Annotated in this window: 16 protein-coding genes; 3 read left to right on the forward strand and 13 right to left on the reverse strand. The window is 62.3% G+C overall.

Annotated features, from left to right (window positions below):
* Positions 1–43: 43 nt before the first annotated feature.
* The 10 genes from tssG to RPE78_RS14525 form a co-directional block, all read right to left on the reverse strand.
* Entirely contained in the window at positions 44–1,141 is a 1,098-nt protein-coding gene (tssG, locus tag RPE78_RS14480; protein WP_330647224.1) for a type VI secretion system baseplate subunit TssG, read from the reverse strand.
* Positions 1,138–3,066 carry a type VI secretion system baseplate subunit TssF gene (gene tssF, locus RPE78_RS14485; RefSeq protein WP_330647225.1) on the reverse strand — a complete coding sequence of 643 codons (1,929 nt, stop codon included), beginning with the start codon at positions 3,064–3,066 and terminating at the stop codon, positions 1,138–1,140. Before tssF ends, tssG begins: the two co-directional genes overlap by 4 nt.
* Entirely contained in the window at positions 3,063–3,656 is a 594-nt protein-coding gene (tssE, locus tag RPE78_RS14490) for a type VI secretion system baseplate subunit TssE (protein ID WP_330647226.1), read from the reverse strand. The genes tssF and tssE overlap by 4 nt, the downstream gene beginning before the upstream one ends.
* 117 nt (positions 3,657–3,773) lie before the next feature.
* A complete protein-coding gene (locus RPE78_RS14495; protein WP_330647227.1) occupies positions 3,774–4,271 on the reverse strand; it encodes a type VI secretion system tube protein Hcp in 498 nt (165 codons plus the stop codon).
* A 54-nt stretch (positions 4,272–4,325) separates the two neighbouring features.
* On the reverse strand, positions 4,326–5,819 hold the full coding sequence (gene tssC, locus RPE78_RS14500; protein WP_330647228.1) for a type VI secretion system contractile sheath large subunit: 1,494 nt from the start codon (positions 5,817–5,819) through the stop codon (positions 4,326–4,328).
* Positions 5,816–6,358 carry a type VI secretion system contractile sheath small subunit gene (tssB, locus tag RPE78_RS14505; protein ID WP_330647229.1) on the reverse strand — a complete coding sequence of 181 codons (543 nt, stop codon included), beginning with the start codon at positions 6,356–6,358 and terminating at the stop codon, positions 5,816–5,818. Before tssB ends, tssC begins: the two co-directional genes overlap by 4 nt.
* A gap of 129 nt (positions 6,359–6,487) precedes the next feature.
* On the reverse strand, positions 6,488–7,828 hold the full coding sequence (locus RPE78_RS14510; protein WP_330647230.1) for a type VI secretion system ImpA family N-terminal domain-containing protein: 1,341 nt from the start codon (positions 7,826–7,828) through the stop codon (positions 6,488–6,490).
* Between the two features lie 48 nt (positions 7,829–7,876).
* Positions 7,877–9,166: a type VI secretion system-associated FHA domain protein TagH gene (tagH, locus tag RPE78_RS14515; RefSeq protein ID WP_330647231.1), complete on the reverse strand. Its 1,290-nt coding sequence runs from the start codon at positions 9,164–9,166 to the stop codon at positions 7,877–7,879.
* Between the two features lie 60 nt (positions 9,167–9,226).
* On the reverse strand, positions 9,227–9,832 hold the full coding sequence (locus tag RPE78_RS14520) for a DUF6931 family protein (protein WP_339109783.1): 606 nt from the start codon (positions 9,830–9,832) through the stop codon (positions 9,227–9,229).
* Positions 9,833–10,005: 173 nt separating this feature from the next.
* Complete coding sequence (locus tag RPE78_RS14525) at positions 10,006–10,551, reverse strand: exonuclease domain-containing protein (RefSeq protein ID WP_339109782.1); 546 nt, start codon at positions 10,549–10,551, stop codon at positions 10,006–10,008.
* 307 nt (positions 10,552–10,858) lie between these two features.
* Between RPE78_RS14525 and RPE78_RS14530 the strand changes: the two genes are divergently transcribed.
* The gene (locus RPE78_RS14530; RefSeq protein WP_330647234.1) at positions 10,859–12,592 is read left to right on the forward strand and encodes a type I secretion system permease/ATPase; all 1,734 of its coding nucleotides are present in this window, start codon (positions 10,859–10,861) and stop codon (positions 12,590–12,592) included.
* A 1-nt stretch (position 12,593) separates the two neighbouring features.
* Positions 12,594–13,886: an HlyD family type I secretion periplasmic adaptor subunit gene (locus RPE78_RS14535; protein WP_330647235.1), complete on the forward strand. Its 1,293-nt coding sequence runs from the start codon at positions 12,594–12,596 to the stop codon at positions 13,884–13,886.
* 229 nt (positions 13,887–14,115) lie between these two features.
* Here RPE78_RS14535 and RPE78_RS14540 read toward each other — a convergent pair whose 3' ends face one another.
* The 3 genes from RPE78_RS14540 to RPE78_RS14550 form a co-directional block, all read right to left on the reverse strand.
* The gene (locus tag RPE78_RS14540; protein ID WP_330647236.1) at positions 14,116–15,483 is read right to left on the reverse strand and encodes a hypothetical protein; all 1,368 of its coding nucleotides are present in this window, start codon (positions 15,481–15,483) and stop codon (positions 14,116–14,118) included.
* A 103-nt stretch (positions 15,484–15,586) separates the two neighbouring features.
* On the reverse strand, positions 15,587–16,753 hold the full coding sequence (locus RPE78_RS14545; RefSeq protein ID WP_330647237.1) for an iron-containing alcohol dehydrogenase: 1,167 nt from the start codon (positions 16,751–16,753) through the stop codon (positions 15,587–15,589).
* Positions 16,754–16,822: 69 nt separating this feature from the next.
* Positions 16,823–18,268: an NAD-dependent succinate-semialdehyde dehydrogenase gene (locus RPE78_RS14550; RefSeq protein WP_330647238.1), complete on the reverse strand. Its 1,446-nt coding sequence runs from the start codon at positions 18,266–18,268 to the stop codon at positions 16,823–16,825.
* A 149-nt stretch (positions 18,269–18,417) separates the two neighbouring features.
* Between RPE78_RS14550 and RPE78_RS14555 the strand changes: the two genes are divergently transcribed.
* Entirely contained in the window at positions 18,418–19,179 is a 762-nt protein-coding gene (locus RPE78_RS14555) for an IclR family transcriptional regulator (RefSeq protein ID WP_330647239.1), read from the forward strand.
* Positions 19,180–19,252 lie beyond the last annotated feature (73 nt).

A 19,252-nucleotide genomic window follows, 5' to 3' on the forward strand; every position in this document is an offset into this window, starting at 1 on the left:
GGGCTTTCGTCTGGAACTGGAAATGTAAGAAAGGGGGCGCGGCCTATGCCGCGATCCCTTGGGGTCGGGGCGGCGTCTGATCGCCGTCGGGAAGGCTGAGCGTGTAGCGCGTGGCATGGACCTGCTGCTCAGGGCGGCCCGGATCGGGGGCGATGCACGCCATCCAGCCGATCCGCGTCGACTGCCCCAGCACCGCAGGCATGATCTGCGGTTTGGGCAACCAGAGCGCCACATCCACCTCGGTCACAACGCCCAGATACCAGCGCACGAGGTCACGCAACTCGGCATGCCCCTGTGCGCCGGGCAACATATGGTTGAACTGCACCATATCCGGCACATGCAGATGGATGGTGATCTTCTCTCTGATCGAGCGCACCTGCGCCCCCAGATGCAGATTGCGCCCGAGCCCCGCACATTGCAGCCCCAGCGCACTGCGCGCCTCGGGTTCGATGCGCAGCCATGTCGGCACCATCTCTTCAACCTCGACACGCAGGCCCGCGCCGAAATGCACCGACAGCATCTGGCGCAGCTTGACGGGGCTTTTCACACGCCCGATCGCAAAAGGCGCAAGATAGGCACGGCTGGTGGCGGGCAGCGCCTGATCGGGGTAGCTGTCGGGGGTCGCGGTGCCGGTAAAGGCCTGCAGGAACGCGGTAAATCTGTCGTCGCGATGATCGAACTGGGTGATCGCGCGCGCATCCGACCAGACGCGGAAAAACAGCTCCTGAAAGCGGGCCGCGAAAATATCGGTAAAGGCGGCAAAACTGCCATCGCCGCTTTCGAACCAGCGCAGCACCTCTTCGGTCCAGTTCAGCGGCAGCGCCCCGAAGGCCCCGAAGAACCCCAGAAACTGCGCCCGCACCGAGGGCACCTGCCCGCGCTCGCCCATCCGCGCCAGATCCTGCGCGGGGAAGCTCAGGAACGGGTCCTGCCCCAGCCGCACAAGCGACTGTTTGAGCCGCGTATTCCGCCCGATACGGGGCCGACCTGCGGGGGCCTCGCGCTCGATCCGGCGCAGCGCCGCCAGCAATCCCCTGCCCACCGCCCGCGCCATTTCACCCTCGCGGCGTGCCAGCACGGTGCTGGCCTGCGACACCGCACTGCGCGTGGGGTCCAGAACAGGGGCGGTCTCGGCGCTCACAATAAAGGCCCCCGTCCGGTGCGCGGGGGGAAGCTCAGGATGTGACCGCGCTGGCGGGTCTCGATCCTGACTTGGGTGAAGGCATTGACCGCCGCATATTCGGCCAGAAACCGGTCCAGCACCGCGCCAATCAGAATGGGACCAGAGCCTTCGTAATCATCGTCATTGAAGGTCAGCGTGACTTCCAGTCCCCGCGCGGCATGGAAGCCATCGGCCATCGCCACGGTGCGGGTAATCGGGCGTGTGGCAAGATGGGTCACCCCTGCCACGGCGGCCCGTGCGGCCGGATCGGCATGATTGGCAAACACCGAAAGGATCTCGCGCAGCGCCGCCGCCCCATCCTCGCGCCCCTGCCCGCTCAGCCCGAACTGGTTGAGCGACAGGAAAGAGATCAGCCGCCAGTAGACATGCCCCTCCTGACCGCGCACCCCCGCCAGCGTCGCGTCCTGCGCCAGCGGATAGCGCGGTGCCGACGGGCCCGAGCGCACGCCCAAGGTGACGGACTGGTCATCGTTCAGCGTAAAATCATCACGGCTTTCGGCAATCGGCAGGCTCTCGGCCAGATGGCGGTTCGAGGCCAAAGCCTTGACCTGCAGGCGCTGCACCTCTTCCTGTCCGGGCGGTTCATAGATCGAGATGAAGGTCTCGGTCCCGCGATACTGCGACCGCTGCATCCCCAGACGGCGTTCCTTCGCCGTCAGACGGCGCTGTTTGCGGCGGGAGGTGTAGTAATAGCTCTGGCGCGGGTCGGTGCCGCCTTCGGGCTGGGCGTAAAGCGGCAGCACATCGGCCTTGCTTTGCAGGCTGGCAAAATGCGCCTGCACCCCCGTAATCGCATGGATCTCGTAATGCGTCATCGGCGTCGAATTGGGCATGACGACAAATTCGCTATGGCGCTCGTCCACCCGCACGGTCGAGGCCATTTCCTCGAAGAGATTCACCGCAGGCACGCAATGCAGCGCCAGATCGCGCCGCCCCAGCCGTTGGGCAAGACGGCCATTGGGCTGGTCGAATTCGAAGATCACCTGAAGCTCCGAGCCCGGCAGACGCTTGAGATAGCCCGCCAGCCCCGTAAGGCGCAGATTGAGGAATTTACGCGGAAAAATGAAGAACTCGCGCAGCAGCGCATAGCCGTCAAAAAGGCGGTCATGATGCGGCAGCAGCCGTTCGTCCAGATCGAAGCCCCCCTGCTCCAGCGCCTCTTTCGGCAGGCGGGCAAAGCAGGCATCGCCGTTGCCATCAAGCCAGCGCAGGCTGATGCGGGTCGTATCGGCCAGAAGCTGCTCATAAAGCGCGCAGGCCTCGGCCATCGGGCCGGTCAGATGCAGGTCCAGCCGGTCCATCGCAAGTTCCGCCAAAGGCGCGGAGCCGTCCGTCAGACCATTCGTGCCAACCCGCGCCAGATCCAGCACAAGCCCCGCACGGGTGTCGGAATGCGGTTCCTGCCCCAAGGCTCCGATCGGCCCTGCCCCGCCGTGATAGGTCACTCCCGTCAGGGCGATCGGCCAGATGGTCAGCGGCGCGGCCAGCGTGAAGCGGCAGGCAATGCGACGGTCGGCATCACGGAAGCGGGCATCCATATAGGCCCCGGGCGCAAAGCGCAGCCCCTCGGTAATCGCCGAAGCATCCGCGGGAATGCTGGCCTCGGCCAGCAGCACCGAGGGCACAGGGGCCAGCGCCTGCGGGAAAATCTGCTCCAGCAGCGTTTCGGTGAATGTCTTGAACTCTTCATCGATCTTCAGCTGCACCCGTGCCGCCAAAAAGGCAGAGCCTTCCAGCAGCCCCGCAACCGTCGGGTCCAGATTTTCGGCCAGCAGGCCGCCCAGGCGGTCCGCAAGGCCGGGATAATCGGCGGCAAACTCCGCCGTGCGTTCCTTCAGCAGCGCCAGTTCGCGGTTATAGGCATCACGGAACGCGCGGTTCATGCTTTCACCCTGAGCGTCGACATCTTCATATTGCCCGATCCGAGATCGACCTCGGCATCGAAATCGACCGGAATATCGACAGGATCCCCCGCCATCTCGGCCTCGACCGAAATGGACAGCCGCTGGCGGGCATTGCCATCGGGCTCCACCACGCGCACATGCAGGCTTTCGGCCAGAAGGCGCGGCTCGTGGCGCAGAAGGCTTTCACGAATGGATTGCACAAGATCCTGCCGCTGCAATTCGGCCAGCGACACGGAAGACAGGTCGCGAAACCCGTAATTCAGGATCGAATCGGCCACATAGGGGGCGTCGTCCAGATCCTGTGCGGCATCCAGACGGATCGTGTTGAGAAGCGCGTCGAGATCGCTTTTGAGATGGCGACGCAACTGATCGGCAGACACCCCTTCGCGGCGGGGCTTCGAACGCTGGGTCACCTCAACCTCGCCGCCCTGCGCCGGACCGTTGGCACGACGGGCATCATGTTCCTCGAAGGCCGAGCGGAACACCTGAAAGATCGAGATTTTGGCGCGTTCATGTCCGTTCCAGTGTTTGAAACCGGATTTCGGCTGCGCTGGATCACGGGCGGCCATCACACGTCCCCTTCGCACAGTCCGGCCCACCCCAGAAGGCCTGCCAGAGCGTCAGAAAGCGGAAGCCGGACAAGCCGGCTCCCGCAGTGATCTGGATCACAGATCCGAATGGGCGGATTAGGCCGACCACTCGATGTTTTCTGCGATTTCCCAACCGGCTGCGCTTTCCGGACCTGCGCCACCATCTTCTTCCTGCATGGTGTAGGTCACTTGGAAGGCGCGGAAGTTCAGGGTCAGCGTCTCTTGAACGCGGTCCAGACCATCCTTGGTGCCACCGGTGAGGTAGGACGTGATCATCACGTCTTTGAGGTCGATTTTCAGGTAGTCCACCGGTGCGGTGCCGCCCGATTTACGCACGACCAGCTGACCGCCGGTGATGTGCTCGCCCGAGCAGCAGCGCTTGATCAGGTCGTGGGTTGCCGCATCGACGTATTTGGTGATGGTAATGTCTTGAACATCGACTTTACCGCCGCCGCCACCGTGGCCTTGGTGGGTGGTGCCGGATTGGCTCAGGCCCCAGTTCCACGACAGGACGTCGATCCAGTCTTTGTGTTTATCATCATGGGACTCGCCCTTGATGTTGTTTTCGAGTTTCAAAAAGCAATCAATTGCCATAGCGCGGTCTCCTAGTTTGCTGCGCTTTCAGAAAAACTTGGTTTTGTGCGATGCTTACTTCCCTGCCGGCAGCTTCGATACCAGCGACATGCCGATATCCATGCCTTCCAGCTGGAAGTGAGGCCGAAGGTAGAACTTACCCTGGTAATAGCCGGGGTTGAGCTCGTCTTCGACGACCTCCACCTTTGCACCTGCCAGCGGTTTACGGGCTTTTTCAAGCTCGCTCGCGCTTTCAGGATTGCCCGAAACATATTTGTTGATCCAGGCCTGCAGCTGTTTTTGCAGCTGGAGCTGGTCGGGGCTTGTCCCGATTTTATCGCGCACCATCACCTTCAGGTAATGGCTAAACCGAGACACAGCAAAGATGTAGGGAATGCGCGAAGACATATTGTCGGAGGCCGTTGCAAGGTCATCGACATAGGTCTTCGGACGATAGAGCGATTGCGCACCGATAAAGGCGGCCTTGTCGGTATGCTGACGATGGATCAGCCCGATCAGACCGGCTTTCGACAGCTCGCCCTCGCGACGATCGGTGATCGACACTTCGGTCGGACATTTCATGTCCTTCGAGCCGTCCCCGGTGTCAAACAGATGGGTCGGCAGGTTTGCCACTTCGCCACCCGAAGTCACACCACGAATACGCACCGTCCAACCGTATTCCTTGAAGGCGCGGTTGATATTGGTCGCCATCGCATGGGCCGCGTTCATCCAGGCATATTTCTTGCCGTCATGACCGTCAGTTTCTTCTTCGAAATTGAACTCTTCAACAACTGAATTGGAGTTCGGGCCATAGGGCTCGCGCGCCAGAACACGGGGGGCCACCAGCGCGAGAAAGCGCGAATTCTCGCTGTCACGCAGGCTGTTCCACTGTGCATATTCGGGGGTCTCGAAGACCTCGGACAGATCCGGCGGGGTGCCGATCTCGTTCCAGCTATCAAGACCCAGAAGCTCGGGGGCCGTGCCAGAGATGAAGGGCGCAAGGGCGGCCTCCGAAATCTTGCCCAGCGAATTGAGCAGATTCACATCCGGCGAGGAATGATCGAAGTAGTAATCCCCGATCAGACAGCCGAAGGGCTTGCCGCCCAGCGTGCCGAGATTTTGCTCGTAAACCGCATTGAACAGCGGCGACTTGTCCCATTTTGCACCCGGATAGCGGCGCATCATCGCCTGCAGTTCCGGTTTGGACATGTTCAGGACCTTCACCCGCAGCGAGGCATCGGTTTCGGAGTTATTGACCGTATAGGCCAGACCGCGCCATGCGGACTCGATCTTCTGGAACTCTTCCGCATGCATGATCTCGTTGACCTGATTGCTCAGCTGCTCGTCGAGCTTGGCAATCATCGCATCCAGCGTATCAACCACATCTTCCGAGATCAGATCCTGCGAAAGAAGCGCCTCACGCGCAAGCGCACCCACTGCATTATCCACCTCGCGCGCGGCCACTTCGCTGCGCGGTTTGATGGTCTGCTTGAGGATGTCGGAGAACTCCGAGAGCTCGTCAAGAGCTGCGGCGGGCTGGCCGCCTTGGGCCTGAAGGGAATCAGTCATTGCGCGTCATCTCCGGATTTTGCGTCCGCTTCGGCAGCCTCGCGCTCTGCACGATCTGCCAGCGCGGCCAGAAGTTCGGGGTCTTCGAGAAGGCGCTGGATATGCTCTTGCGCCTTGGGTTTCGCGGCAAGATAGCGCTGCAGGTTGGCCAGTTGCTCGCGCGCCTGCAACAGCTTGTTCAGTGCCGGAACCTGACGGGCGATCGCAGCCGGTTCGAGATCGTCCATTTTCTCGAATTGCAGATTTACGCCCATACGGTCGGTGGAGTTCGGGTCCAGAGTATTCTTGACGACGAAGCTGACGCCCGGTTTGACCGAGCCCATATAGTCATCAAGCGTCGCGCTGGTCACATCCGAGAAGCCACGATCTTCAACAGCAGGTTTTTCCACGCCGGGATTGTTGCCTGACAGATCAGACATCACCCCCATGACAAACGGCAACTCGACCATTTTCTCGCTGTCGTAGGGATCCTGATACTGAATTTGAACGCGCGGCGGACGGTTGCGCTTTACAAAATTGGAACCAGAATCTGAAGCCATGGAAAACCAACTCCTTGATAATTAATTAATGTAGTGAGTAAGAACCCCGAGAGGCGTTTCTTGTCAATCTCTGTTTAGGCAGACAGCATGAAGTTTCTGCGAAAAATTTGATTTGAAACGTATAATTTCCTACCCGTCTGCTTTTTTCGTTAGAAATTCCTTCAGGATTCCCTGAAAGTCCCGTCCTATATAGCTTGCCGCTCGGGCAAGGAGTAGGGGCACGGGGCTCGATTTTTCGCTTCGGCGGAAATACGCCTCGACCGCCGCAATGGCTTCGGCGGCTTTCTGCCCATCCAGAATATCGGCCACGGCGGGCAGGGGCGGCTTTTTCTCGGCCACCGCCGTCTCGGGCAATGTGGCGCTGAGTTTTTGCAGCCTTGCACTATCGAGCACGAAGCCCGTTGCCGGACCAAAATCGATATGCGCCTCGGACAGACGGTTGGGCATCAGGGTCTCGATGGCCTCCAGAAGCGATTTCCCGATCAGCAGCCGCGCCTGCGTTACCAGAACCAGCGCCGCCGATGAGGGTTCGGACTGGCGGTAATATTGCTCGACCTTCTCGAGAACCGCCCGCGCATGGTCATGGCTTTCCACCCGTGGCCCCGCCGCAGGGTTGACGGGCGCGGGCGGAACCGGTTGTGGTGCCGGATCGGCGATCTCCGGCGCGGGCTCCGCTGCCGCCTGCGCAATGTCCTGATCGGCGCGGCGCACCATTCCCGGACGGGCATGGGCCAGAACATCGTAAATCTGCGTCAGCACCGCCGTCAGCGGCGTTAATCCCAGCGTGATCGGATGGCTGCCGCGCAGGCTGGCCGCGCTGATTTCCGCAATGGCGGCCAACACCCGATCCACGGCATCCGCGATTTTTTCGACGCGCGAGGCCTGACCGGCATCGGCCAGCAGCGATGTCATGGCCTCGCCATCCAGATCCTGTTCGTTCTGCAACGCGGTCAGCTCTCCCGAGGCCACGCGCAACTTGCGCAAAGTGACCTCGGTCGAGCCGGTCAGACCGGCAAATTGCAGCGCCTGCACCATCGTCACCGGCGCCGCCAGATCATTCAGCGCCTCGCGCCGTTCGCTTGGCCCGTCCTGCATCGAGGGGTGCAGATCGTCGCCGAAAGTCTTCATCAGGGCGGCGATTGTCTCGAAGGTCTCGGGCAGATCCAGCAAACGACCGGCCAGCGCCTGCCATTGCGCGCGCAGCACCAGAAGCCGCAGGTCGCGGCTGCGCGCCAGCAATGTGTCGATCTGTTTCAGCTCGGCGGCCAGATCCACTTCCGAGGGGTCGAAAACCCGATCCGGCGACAAACTGCCATCGGGCCGCGAGACACCGGGCACAAAGTAACGATCCGGCAACCGGCCAAGCGCGCCGAAATAATACTCGTCGTAATCCGGATCCATCAACGCGCTCAGATCGGCACCGCAAGGGGCCTCTGCACTGACGGGGGTCAGCAGCTTTTCCATATTCATGATCGCTCTCCCAGAATAGAGTTGCGGACCGGATGGCCAAGACCCGCCTTAGCCATGATCGCTATGAGCCTGCGCATAGGCCTGCGCGAAAGCCTCCAGAAAGACATCCAGCATTCCGTTCTCGCCACTTGCCGCACGTTTGTCCCAGCGGGACACATATTCATCCCATGCCCGCCCCTTGCGCGCCCCCGGCAGGATGCCCCCCTGCAATCCCTCTTCCACCTCTTCGGGCGAGAGATCCTTGAGCACGGCGCTCAGCGCGGGCTGCAAGGCCGCAAAAATGGCCTGCTGGTGGCGCTGGATATCCCGCAGCGCCGCCCCCACACCTTCGGCACCGCTCTGGAAACCGTCACGCGGCTGCAAGAAGAGCGCCGTCACCGCCTCATCCACATTCGGGATGAATTTCAGCGGGTTATTCCCGCTTGCGGCACGCATGGTGCGCTCTCCGGAGCGGGTGAACTGTTTGACATGCGCGCGTTCGCGTAAAATGGCCATGATCAGCGCGGTCGACACCTGACTGGCCTCGCCAAGGCTGCGCGCCAAGGCCAGCGGATCGGTTGTTTTGGCAAGCTCCGGGTCAAGCCCTGCGCCTTCGCAGAATGCCTGCAAAATATCCTGCCCCTGATCGCGCGGCGGCGCTTCGGCACTGCGCTGCGGCACGAAAGGCCGCGGTTCGGGCGCATTGGGCGGGCCACCCTGCGGACCGGCACCGGACATGAATTCCGGTGGCGAAAGCGGCGGGATCGGATCGGGGCGCGGTGCCGCCCCCTCCGGGCCTTGCGGGAAGGCCGGCATGGGCATGGGCGGGGGCGCGGGCCAGCCTTGCGGCTGCGCCTGCGGTGCAGGAGACGCGAGCGGCACGAAGCCGCCCAGAGACTGGTCGATATCGCCCGAACGCGATGCGGGCGCCAAAGGCGTGGCCGCAACGGCCGGTGCGAAACCGAAATCCCAAGGGTCATCCGACGCCGGCGCTGCGGGTTCGGCGGCGGGCATCGCATGGCCCGTAGAGGGCAGCAGCGCCGCGCCCTGTTCCTGCACCACGATGACATAGCGCCCGACCAGAAAGCGCTCGCCTGCCCGTAGCGGGTGCGGTGCCTGCAGACGATGCGACTGCCCCTGCAGATAGGTGCCGTTGGTGGACATGTCGATCAGCCAATACTGCCCGTTTTCCATCCGCAACGTGAAGTGATGGCCGGAAATCAGGCGCGAGGGGTCGGGCAGCACCCAATCCATCGCATTGCGCCGCCCCACATGCAGCTCGCGGCCATCCAGCGGCAGGGAAACCGGTCCGCCAGTGTCAAGATGATCGATATTCTCGAGAGTTAGGATCAGGGTCATCGGGTTTGAACAGCTTTAACAAAACAGGGGCGAAAGACGGACAGGGGCCGGGCCATGGCGTCAATGTGCCGCAAAAAGGCGCGCGGCCTCGTCAATGATCTTCGCAAGCAGGATCGGGCGGTCGCGCAGATCCTGCATGGCAACGGCAGACAGGATGGCGGCATTGATCGCCTGCGGCATCCGGTGGCTGGGGACGGGGGCCGGATCATTGGGCGCGATGGCACCGCCCGACCAGCCGACAGCCAGACCCAGATAGACCGCCGGACTGCGCACCGGCGCAAAAAGCGCGCTTTGCATCACCCGCCAGCGGTTGGTCGCATCCGAAGAGCGCGTCCAATCGGCCACCAGCGCCAGAATGGCGCGGTCCGGCGCGGTGGGCTCGGGCAGGGTCCGGCGCAGGCACTCATAGGCCCACCAGACCACCAGATGGGGCACCGCCGCAAACGCCGTATAAATCACGGCCTCTTCCGGCGTGGTCGAGCCGCGCAGCCGCAACAGGAAATTCAATCCGGTTTCCTCGGCTCCGGGCCGAAGCTGGGTCATCCGTGTAAGATAGGGTTCGGCCCCGTAGAGTTCGGCAGGGGTATCAAAGCGCAGGAAACGGATGGGCGGCTGGGTTTTATCCGACATTTCGTCTTCAGAACGGAACGGTTCGGGCAGATCCATCGGGGTATCCATCAAATCCAAGGCAACCGGACCTGCACCACGACAGGACCAGACGGCCACCTTTCAATAAAGCCTAGCAATCGCCGCGAACCCTAAAAGCAAGCTCGCCACATAGCAAGTGCCCCCGACGGCCGTCGCGTACCCCGCGACACACCGCCCCGCCCCCGCGCGGATCATCCCGCCATGACCGGCGTCTTGGCTTCGGCATGCAAAACCACCAGAGCCGCCGCCCGTGCATCCTCGCCCGCATCGTGATGCACGAAACTCAGCCCCAGATGGTCTTTCAGCGAGGCAAGCCCGTGCCCGCCCCGTCCCTTGAGCTGCGGCCAGGCCTTACGCGCCACGATCACACTGTCGCGCCATTCCCAATCAGGCGCGGGCAACTGCGCCTGCAGACTGGCCCGCCCGATGGCACTCCGGTCGAAACCGGAATGCTGATAGATCACAAGCCCCTGTAACGCGGGTCGCAAGATCTCGATCACCTGCGCGAAAGACGGCGCCCCGAGAACGGTCTGGGCCGTAATCCCGTGCACCCAGCTGCACGACCAGTCCGCCGTTGCCGGATCGATATAACAGGACCATGTCTCGATCTTATTGGCAGGGGCCACACCCGGATGCACGAAGGCCAGCCCGATCTGGCAGATACTGCTGCGATCACGGTTCGCCGTCTCCACATCCAGAGCGACAAAACGGAAACCGCCCTGCGGCAAGGGCGGCATAAAGGGATCTGAAGGGACATGTGTCATAACCGCCTTAGAACCCATAAAATCCAAGCGCGCAAGCATGGGCGGCATGGCTCCCGCCATACGGGAATTCCCGAAAGACCCGAAATAACGTGCCGTCACTCGGCGCGCATATATCCGCTTACGCGACGGTTGCAAGGCAGTTGTGGGCCTGCCAGCCCTGCAGAAAAATGCTAGCATCTTTAGTGATCCGTCCACGCGCGATCACATCACAAGACATCCTTAACCCAAACGCGCCTAATACTGGCGCATTAAGGCTAATCGACACAAACGGGGGCTCCGCATGGTCGCACCACGAAATAGCAAGCCGTCTGGCGAGCTACGCCACATCTTTGGTCCCGCCCGCGGGGCGCTCTGGGCGATTGCCTTATTCTCCGTTGCAGTGAACGTGCTGCTGCTGACCGGACCGCTTTTCATGCTACAGGTCTATGACCGTGTGATCGGCTCGCGCTCAAGCTCGACATTGCTGGTGCTGTTCCTGATCGTCGGGTTCCTGTTCACCGTCATGGGGCTTCTGGACTATTTCCGTGGCCGCATTCTGGCGCGGATCGGCGCGCAGCTTGTTGAACGGCTGGATGCCCGCATCATGCGCGCCACGCTCGAACGCACGGCTTCGGCCACCTATCGCAACCAGCCCGCCACCGGCGCGACAGAGCTCAGCCGGATCAATGCGCTTTTCGGGTCTCCGGCGCTCGGGGCGGTATTCGACCTGCCCTTCACCCCGATCTTTGTCGCCCTGCTGTTTTTCTTCCATCCGCTGATGGGGTGGTTTGCCATCGCCTCTTCGGTCATTGTGTTCACGCTTGCGGTGCTCAACCAGCGCTATACCCACGCCGCCCATGCCGAGGCCAATCGCGCCGCCGCCGAAGCCGAGATGCGCAGCACGGTCATGCGCAGCGGGCTGGAAACCCTGCGCGGACTGGGTATGAGCCGCCAGATGCTCGACCGCTGGCAGAATGCCCGTGATCGCGCCTTGCTGCATGGCATGAAGGCTGCCGATCGCAGCGGTGGCTTCACACAGGCCACGAAAGCATTCCGGATGTTCATCCAGTCGGCCATGCTGGCTTTGGGCGCATGGCTGGTCTTGCAGAATATGCTCACGGCGGGCGCGATGATTGCGGGCTCGGTCCTGCTCGGGCGCGCCCTTGCCCCCGTCGAACAGACCGTCGGGCAATGGGCCGCGATCCAGAATGCGTGGAATGCCCGTAAATCCCTGTCGCGCCTGCTGGACGAGACCCCCGAAAAAGAAGCCCCGATGTCGCTGCCCCGCCCCAAGCCGGAGCTGACGGTCAGCGATATTCTGGTGGCCCCGCCCGGCAGCCGCACGCCCACCCTCCACCAGCTCAGTTTCGAAGCGGTTGCAGGGGACGCGATTGCTGTCATCGGCGTCTCTGCATCGGGAAAATCCACGCTGGCCCGTGCGCTGGTCGGGCTCTGGCCCACCCTGCATGGCGAAATCCGCCTTGGCGGCGCGGCGCTGGCGCATTTCGACCGCGAAGCCCTTGGGCGGCTGCTGGGCTATCTGCCGCAGGAGGTCACGTTTTTTGCCGGAACCGTGGCCGAGAACATCGCCCGCTTCACCCCCAATGCCGACCCGAAGGACATCGTCTACGCGGCCCAGACGGCCGCTGCCCATGAGCTGATCCTGTCGCTGCCGCAAGGCTATGACACCCCGCTCAGCGACGGGGCGCCCGAACTGTCCGGCGGTCAGCGGCAGCGGATCGGGCTGGCCCGCGCGATCTTCGGCAACCCGATCCTGCTTGTGCTCGACGAGCCCAATTCCAGCCTGGATGACGCGGGCACGAAGGCGCTGAACCAGTCGATTTCGATCGCCCGCAAACAGGGGCAGATCACCCTTGTGATGTCCCATCGTCCCTCGGCACTGGCACATTGCAACAAGGTGCTGCTGCTTGACAAAGGACAGATCCGCGCCTTCGGCCCGCGTGACGAGGTCCTGCGCAGCCACGTGAAAAATGCCAGCAACTTCGTGCGCCCCAAAGCAGTTGGAGAGAATTGACATGACACGCTATTCTGTTCGTGGACCGATGATGGCAGGGCTTGCGGTGCTGGCTTTGGGCTGCGGCGGCTTCGTGGCGTGGGCCGTCGCCACCGAAATCGACGGCGCAGTGGTGACCCAAGGCCGTGTCGAGGTGGAAGCCCGTCGCCAGACGCTCCAGCATCCGGACGGCGGGATGGTCGCCGAAATCTTCGTGCGCGACGGCCAGACCGTCAAAGCGGGGGCACCGCTGATCCGGCTCGACGATTCCGAACTGCTGGCGCAACGCGCCCTTCTGCATGCCAATCTGACCGAAACACTGGCGCGGATCGACCGGCTTCAGGCCGAGGTCAGCGATGCACAAACCATCACATTCGATGAGGAACTTCTGGCGGATGCGACGGAAAATGCCCAGACTCAACGGCTCCTGGCCTCGGAAACCGCCTTGTTCGACTCCCGCCGTGATACGCAGGCCCGCACGCTGGAACAGCTGACAGAGCGCAAGAAACAGACGCAATCCCTGATCGGGGGCTATCAGCGTCAGGTTCAGGCCGGCAACCGCCAGCTGCAACTGATCCGGCAGGAACTGACCGATCAGGCGAGCCTGCTGGATCGGGGGCTGACACAGGCAAGCCGTGTCTCGGCGCTGTACCGGCAGGAAGCGGAACTGCAGGGAAATATCGGCCAGCTCGAAGCCTCGATCGCCGAGGCTCGCAGCTCGATTGCCGGATATGAGATCGAGGGGCTGCGCACCCAAGCCTCCCGCAGGGAGGAATCGCAAGACGCGCTGCGCAGCGAGCAGCCCAACGAGCTGCAAATCCGCGAACAGCTTGGCGTCACAGAGACCCGTCTGGGACGGCTGGTCCTGCGGGCTCCCATGTCGGGACGCGTGCTTGGGCTGAAAATCCACACGATTGGCGGGGTGATCGCGGCCGGACAGGAAGTCGTGTCCATCGTGCCGCAAGACGTGCCGCTGATCTTCATGGTCCGCATCGACCCGCTGCAGATCGACCGGATCCATGCCGGACAATCGGCGATGGTGCGGTTCCCGAATTTCAACAGCCGCACGACACCGAGCTTTTCCGCCACCTTGCGGACCGTCTCGCCCGACACGATCACCGACCCAAACACGCAAAGCACCTATTATACGGCAGAGCTTGAACTGACGCCGGAGGCGAATGAGGCGCTTGGCGATCTGCCGCTCCAACCCGGTATGCCGCTTGAAGCTTTCATCCGGACAGGCGCACGCAGCCCCGCCTCGGTTCTGGTCAAACCGCTCTCCGATTATATGGCCTATGCCCTGCGCGAAGACTGACCCTGCGGGAGAGCCCCTTTGCGCCGCACGCCGGTCGCACACGGACAAAGGAGGACCGGTCTGCGGTCACAATCCGATACCGATGGGCATCCGGCATATGATCTGCCCGTCTCCGGTCGCTCTTCGGCCGCGCTGCAGCCTGATAGCAGGCCGTCCTGATAGGACAGGCCTCTATCGCCAATGAAAACGGGGGCCTGCGGGCCCCCGTTCCGGATCATCGCCATATGGCTCAGCTTTGCTGGTCCTTGACGAAGGTCTTGTCGGTTTCGCCGCGGAAGAAATCCCGACCATAGACAAGAATGCACAGCACAACCCCAACCGCGAAGGCCCAGGCCGCACCCCGCGTCGCAAGAACAGCGGCGACGATGCCCGCGATACCAAGATCGCGCTGCGAGCGGGCTTCCATCACACCGATCCGCACGGAGACATAGCCCTGAATAAGCAGGGTCAGCGCCAGCGCAATGCCGAGGATGGGCTGCACGAGGGTCACGATCGGCATCAGCAGAAGGCCGGTATTCGTCCCCCAACGGAACGACCCCGCCCCGCCAAAGATCGAATCCATCGCCTTTTTACCTTGCGAGAACCGCTCGACAATCACCACATGCATCGCCGCCCAAAGCGGACCACACATCGCGACATCGGGACCGATGATCGACATGATCGAGTTCCGCGCCCCGAAAATCATATGCGCGCGGTCAGGATTGTAATGCACGACCTCATCGGGACGCTCGTGATCGGCCTCGTCCAGAATGGCCTTGCTTTGCAGCACATCGCCAAACAGCACGATATAGGCCGCCAGCACCGTCGGAACGGCGGACACGAACATATGCAGTGGCGGAAAGCCAAGCCCGAACACGGTATATTCTTTCCACAGCGTCACGAAATCGGGCTTGGAGATCCCCCATTCGATCTTGGGCCAGGGGGCCTCGCCGAAGACCGGCGCGATCACGATAGCCAGTGCCACAATCGGGAAGATCCCGAATTTGCCGACCATCCCCCAGAAGGGGCTGACATTTTTCAGCTTGGCGAAATGGCGCGAGAAAATCACATAGAAGGCGATACCGACCGCGATGGAGATGGTGAAGGGAAAGCTGTCAAAGCGCCCCCCGACCTTGAAGACCGAGATCACCGCCGCGATCCCCGCACCGATGATGATACCGGATTTGATGGCTTGAGGGATCAGTTGCACGACCCGATGCGCCAGCCCCGAGGCCCCGATAAAGATCGAGAACACCCCGAGCATCAACTGGAAGGCGATCAGCGCATGCACCCGCTCGGGGCCTTCGGGGAAGGCCGCGCAATAGGCCATCAGCAGCGGGATCGCGGGGGTGATCCAGCCCGGCACGACGGGGTCACCCAGCAGGTGGTGGGTCAGATACAGAATGCCGTTCATCATCACGACCGCCAGCGCGACCTCGAACGGCATATTGAGAAGCTCAACCATCAGCGGGATCGCCGCAAGATCCACGGCACACATCAGAAGGCCCTGGAAATAGTCCGGCCATTCAAACCGATAGTGAAGGAATGGCAGGCGGATTTTGAACGGCCCCGCCGGCCAATAGGGCGTTTCCTGCCCGTCGATGCGTTGTTGTCTCACAGAAGTCTCCTCGTAATCTACGCAGTTCGCCCTTCCCTCCCGGGCGAGAATGTTTTGTGTCAGGCGCCCCACCTGCGATGCGTCGAGGCGCCTGACAAGAGGGTCAGAACGCTTCGCGATACAGCGCGAGCGCGTCTTGTTCCGTCACTTCGACAGGGTTGTTGACCAACAGTCGGGTCTGCAGCATCGCATCACGTGCCAGCATCGGCAGATCGGCCTCGGGTACCTTGACATCGCGCAGCTTCAGCGGCGCGCCGGAGCGGTCCATCAGATCCTGCATGAAGTTCACGAAATTGGCCGATTTGGCTTGCGTGCCTTCGTCGGACGGCCCGATCACCACATCCGCCAGCTCGGCATAAAGCGCGGCGGCACCGGCCATGTTATAGCGCAGGACCGGGCCCAGCATCAGCGCGTTGGTCAACCCGTGCGGCAGGTGGTAATGCCCGCCCAGCGGATAGGCCAGCGCATGGACCGCGCCCACGGGGCTGTTCGAGAACGCCTGACCGGCCAGATTGGCCCCGAGCAGCATCGCTTCACGCGCCGCGCGGTTGGTGCCATCCTGACAGGCCGTGATCAGGTTCGCGCTCATCAGACGCAGCGCTTCCTTGGCGAAGACATCCGACATCAGGTTCTTCTTGTGCTGGCCGGTAAAGGCTTCGATGGCATGCACCATCGCATCGATACCGGTGGCAGCCGTCTGCACCGGCGGCAGGCCGGTGGTCAGTTCGGCATCCAGCAGCACGCGGTCGGCATAAAGCTGTTGCGAGACGATGCCCATCTTGGTGGTCTCGCCGGTGGTCAGAATGGTGATATTGGTCACTTCCGATCCGGTGCCCGCCGTGGTCGGCACCTGCACCAAGGGCGTGCGCTTGCCCTCGACCTTGCCGATCCCATACAGCTCGGACAGCGGCTGTTCAGAGACCAGCATCACCGCCACCAGCTTGGCGATATCCATCGACGAGCCGCCCCCCAGCCCCATGACAATATCGGAGCCTGCCGATTTCGCACGTTCAACACAGGCCATCAGCACGGCCTCCGGCGGATCGGCAACCACATCATCAAATACGGTGACACTGAAGCCATGCGCCTTGAGAGACGCAATCGCCGGATCGAGCAAGCCATTTTCATGCAGGAACTTGTCGGTCACGATCAACAGGTTACGTTCCGGGAACCACGCCCCCAGAAGTTCGCCCATCCGCTTCGCGCCACCCCATTCCACCAAGGTGGAGCCGGGTGTGTCGAAGGAGAACGGTTTGATACCATCAGTCATTGATCTTGTCCTTGAAGAGAAAAACACAACTGTCCCGCGCCCGGAAGGCCGCGGGACTTACCAAAAGGGTCAGAGCGCGCTACAGATGTATTTCAGCTCGAGATATTCCTCGATGCCGTACTTGGAGCCCTCGCGCCCCAGACCGGACTGTTTGACACCGCCGAAAGGCGCGACCTCGTTCGAGATCAGGCCGGTATTGTGGCCAACCATGCCATATTCCAGCCCCTCGGACACACGCACCATCCGCGCATGATCCTTTGTGTAGAAATAGGCGGCCAGCCCGAAGATCGTGTCATTGGCCATCGCCACGGCCTCTTCCTCGGTGTCGAAGGCAAAGAGCGGCGCCAGCGGCCCGAAGGTCTCTTCCTTGGCGACCTTCATCTCGGGGGTGACGCCGGTCAAGATCGCCGGTTCGAAGAACAGCCCGCCCAGACGTGTGCCGCCCTGCAGCAGGGTCGCGCCCTTGGACACCGCATCCTCGATATGGCTTTCGACCTTATCCAGCGCCTTGGCCTCGATCATCGGACCGATATCAGTGCCCTCTTCGGTGCCATTGCCGACCTTGAGCGCCGAGACTTTCTGCGAGAGTTTCTGCGCGAAGGCCTCATAGACCCCGCGCTGCACCAGAATGCGGTTGGCGCAGACACAGGTCTGACCGGCATTGCGGTATTTCGAGGCCATCGCCCCTTCCACCGCCGCATCCAGATCGGCGTCGTCGAACACGATAAACGGCGCATTGCCGCCCAGTTCCAGCGAGACTTTCTTGATCGTGTCGGCACATTGCGCCATCAGCAGACGCCCCACCTCGGTCGAACCGGTGAAGGAGAGCTTGCGCACGATATCGCTATCGGTCAGCACCTTACCGATTTTCGACGCCGGTCCCGTCACAATCTGGAACACGCCTGCCGGAATCCCCGCGCGTTCGGCCAGAACGCCCAGGGCCAGCGCGGTCAGCGGCGTCAGATCGGCCGGACGCACAATCATCGAACAGCCCGCCGCCAGAGCGGGCGCGGCTTTGCGGGTGATCATCGCGGCCGGGAAATTCCAAGGCGTGATCGCCGCCGTGACACCAATCGGCTGACGCAGAACGGTCAGGCGCTGGTTGCGCGCCGGAGCGGGGATCGTGTCGCCATAAACGCGTTTGGCCTCCTCGGCGAACCATTCCACAAACGAGGCCGCATAGCCGATCTCGCCTTTGGCCTCTTTCAGGGGCTTGCCCTGTTCGAGCGTCATGATCAGCCCCAGATCGTCGGTATTCTCGACCATCAGCGTGAACCATTTACGCAAGACGGCGGCCCGCTCCTTGGCGGTCCAGCGCGCCCATTCGGCCTGCGCCTTGCGCGAGGCCTCGATCACGGCAGGGATCTCCTCGGGGGCGAGCGCGGGCACCGTCCCGACAACGGATCCATCAGCGGGATTGAGAACATCGATCGTTGCGCCGGAGGCGGCATGCACCCACTGGCCATTGACCAAGCAGGCATCTTTCAACAGCGACGGGTCTTTGAGTTGGGACATTGCGGGCCTCATCGTTTGGAGTTGCGTAGGTCTTGCAGTATCGTTCCATATATGAAACGACGTTTGCTATATGGAACGTATGCCGATGTATACACCTATGTCAATCGCTCACATCTTCGCGTAAGACTGCGGCTCAAAGGAAATGGCAGATGGCAGAACCCTCCAAACGACGCGCCCCCGCCGCAGAGCGGACAATCCTGATACTGGACAAACTCTCCGCGCATCCCTCGCCGCTGGGGGTCTCGGAACTGGCCCGCGAAATGGGCCTGCCCAAAAGTTCGGTCTACGGAATCTGCGAGACACTTGTCGCGGCCGGTGTGCTGCATTCGGAGCCAGACGGTTATAGCCTCAGCGCCCATTGCCTGCGCTGGAGCAGCGCCTATCTGACACGCTCCTCGCTGATCTCGGAATTCCAGCGGGTTCTGTCGCGCGATGACCGGCTGGCCAATTATACCGTCACCCTGTCGACCCTCGAACAGGGGCAGGTCGTCTATCTGGCCTGCCGCAATTCGGACCGCCCTCTGGGCTTTACCTTCCAGATCGGAATGCGCCTTCCGGCGGTCTATTCCGCCACAGGCAAGGCGATGCTTTCCCATCTGCCCGAGGCCGAGCGGACAGCCATCCTGCATCTGCCCTGGCCCGCCCCCTTCACGCCCAATAGCGTGCGCGACATCGCCGCCTTCGAGGCCGACGCGCAGATCTGGCGGCAGAACGGCTATGCCATCGATAACGGAGAAATCCGGGAGGGCATGGTCTGCCTTGGCGCCCCAATCCTCGGCCCCGCGGGCAGCCCCGTCGCGGGTATCGCCATCTCGATGACCAGCGCCGAAGCCAGTCAGGTCAAACAGACCGAACTCGGCGCCGCCATCCGCGATATCGCAAAGTCTCTGGCGCAGCATTACACCGGCTAAAGTCGGCCCGTCCGCGCGCGAGGCGCTTAGGGACCACCCTCCTGCGGACCGGCCCCGCTTCTCCTTGCGGCAC

Source organism: Thioclava litoralis, assembly GCF_045278885.1.
Taxonomy (GTDB): Bacteria; Pseudomonadota; Alphaproteobacteria; order Rhodobacterales; family Rhodobacteraceae; genus Thioclava; species Thioclava litoralis.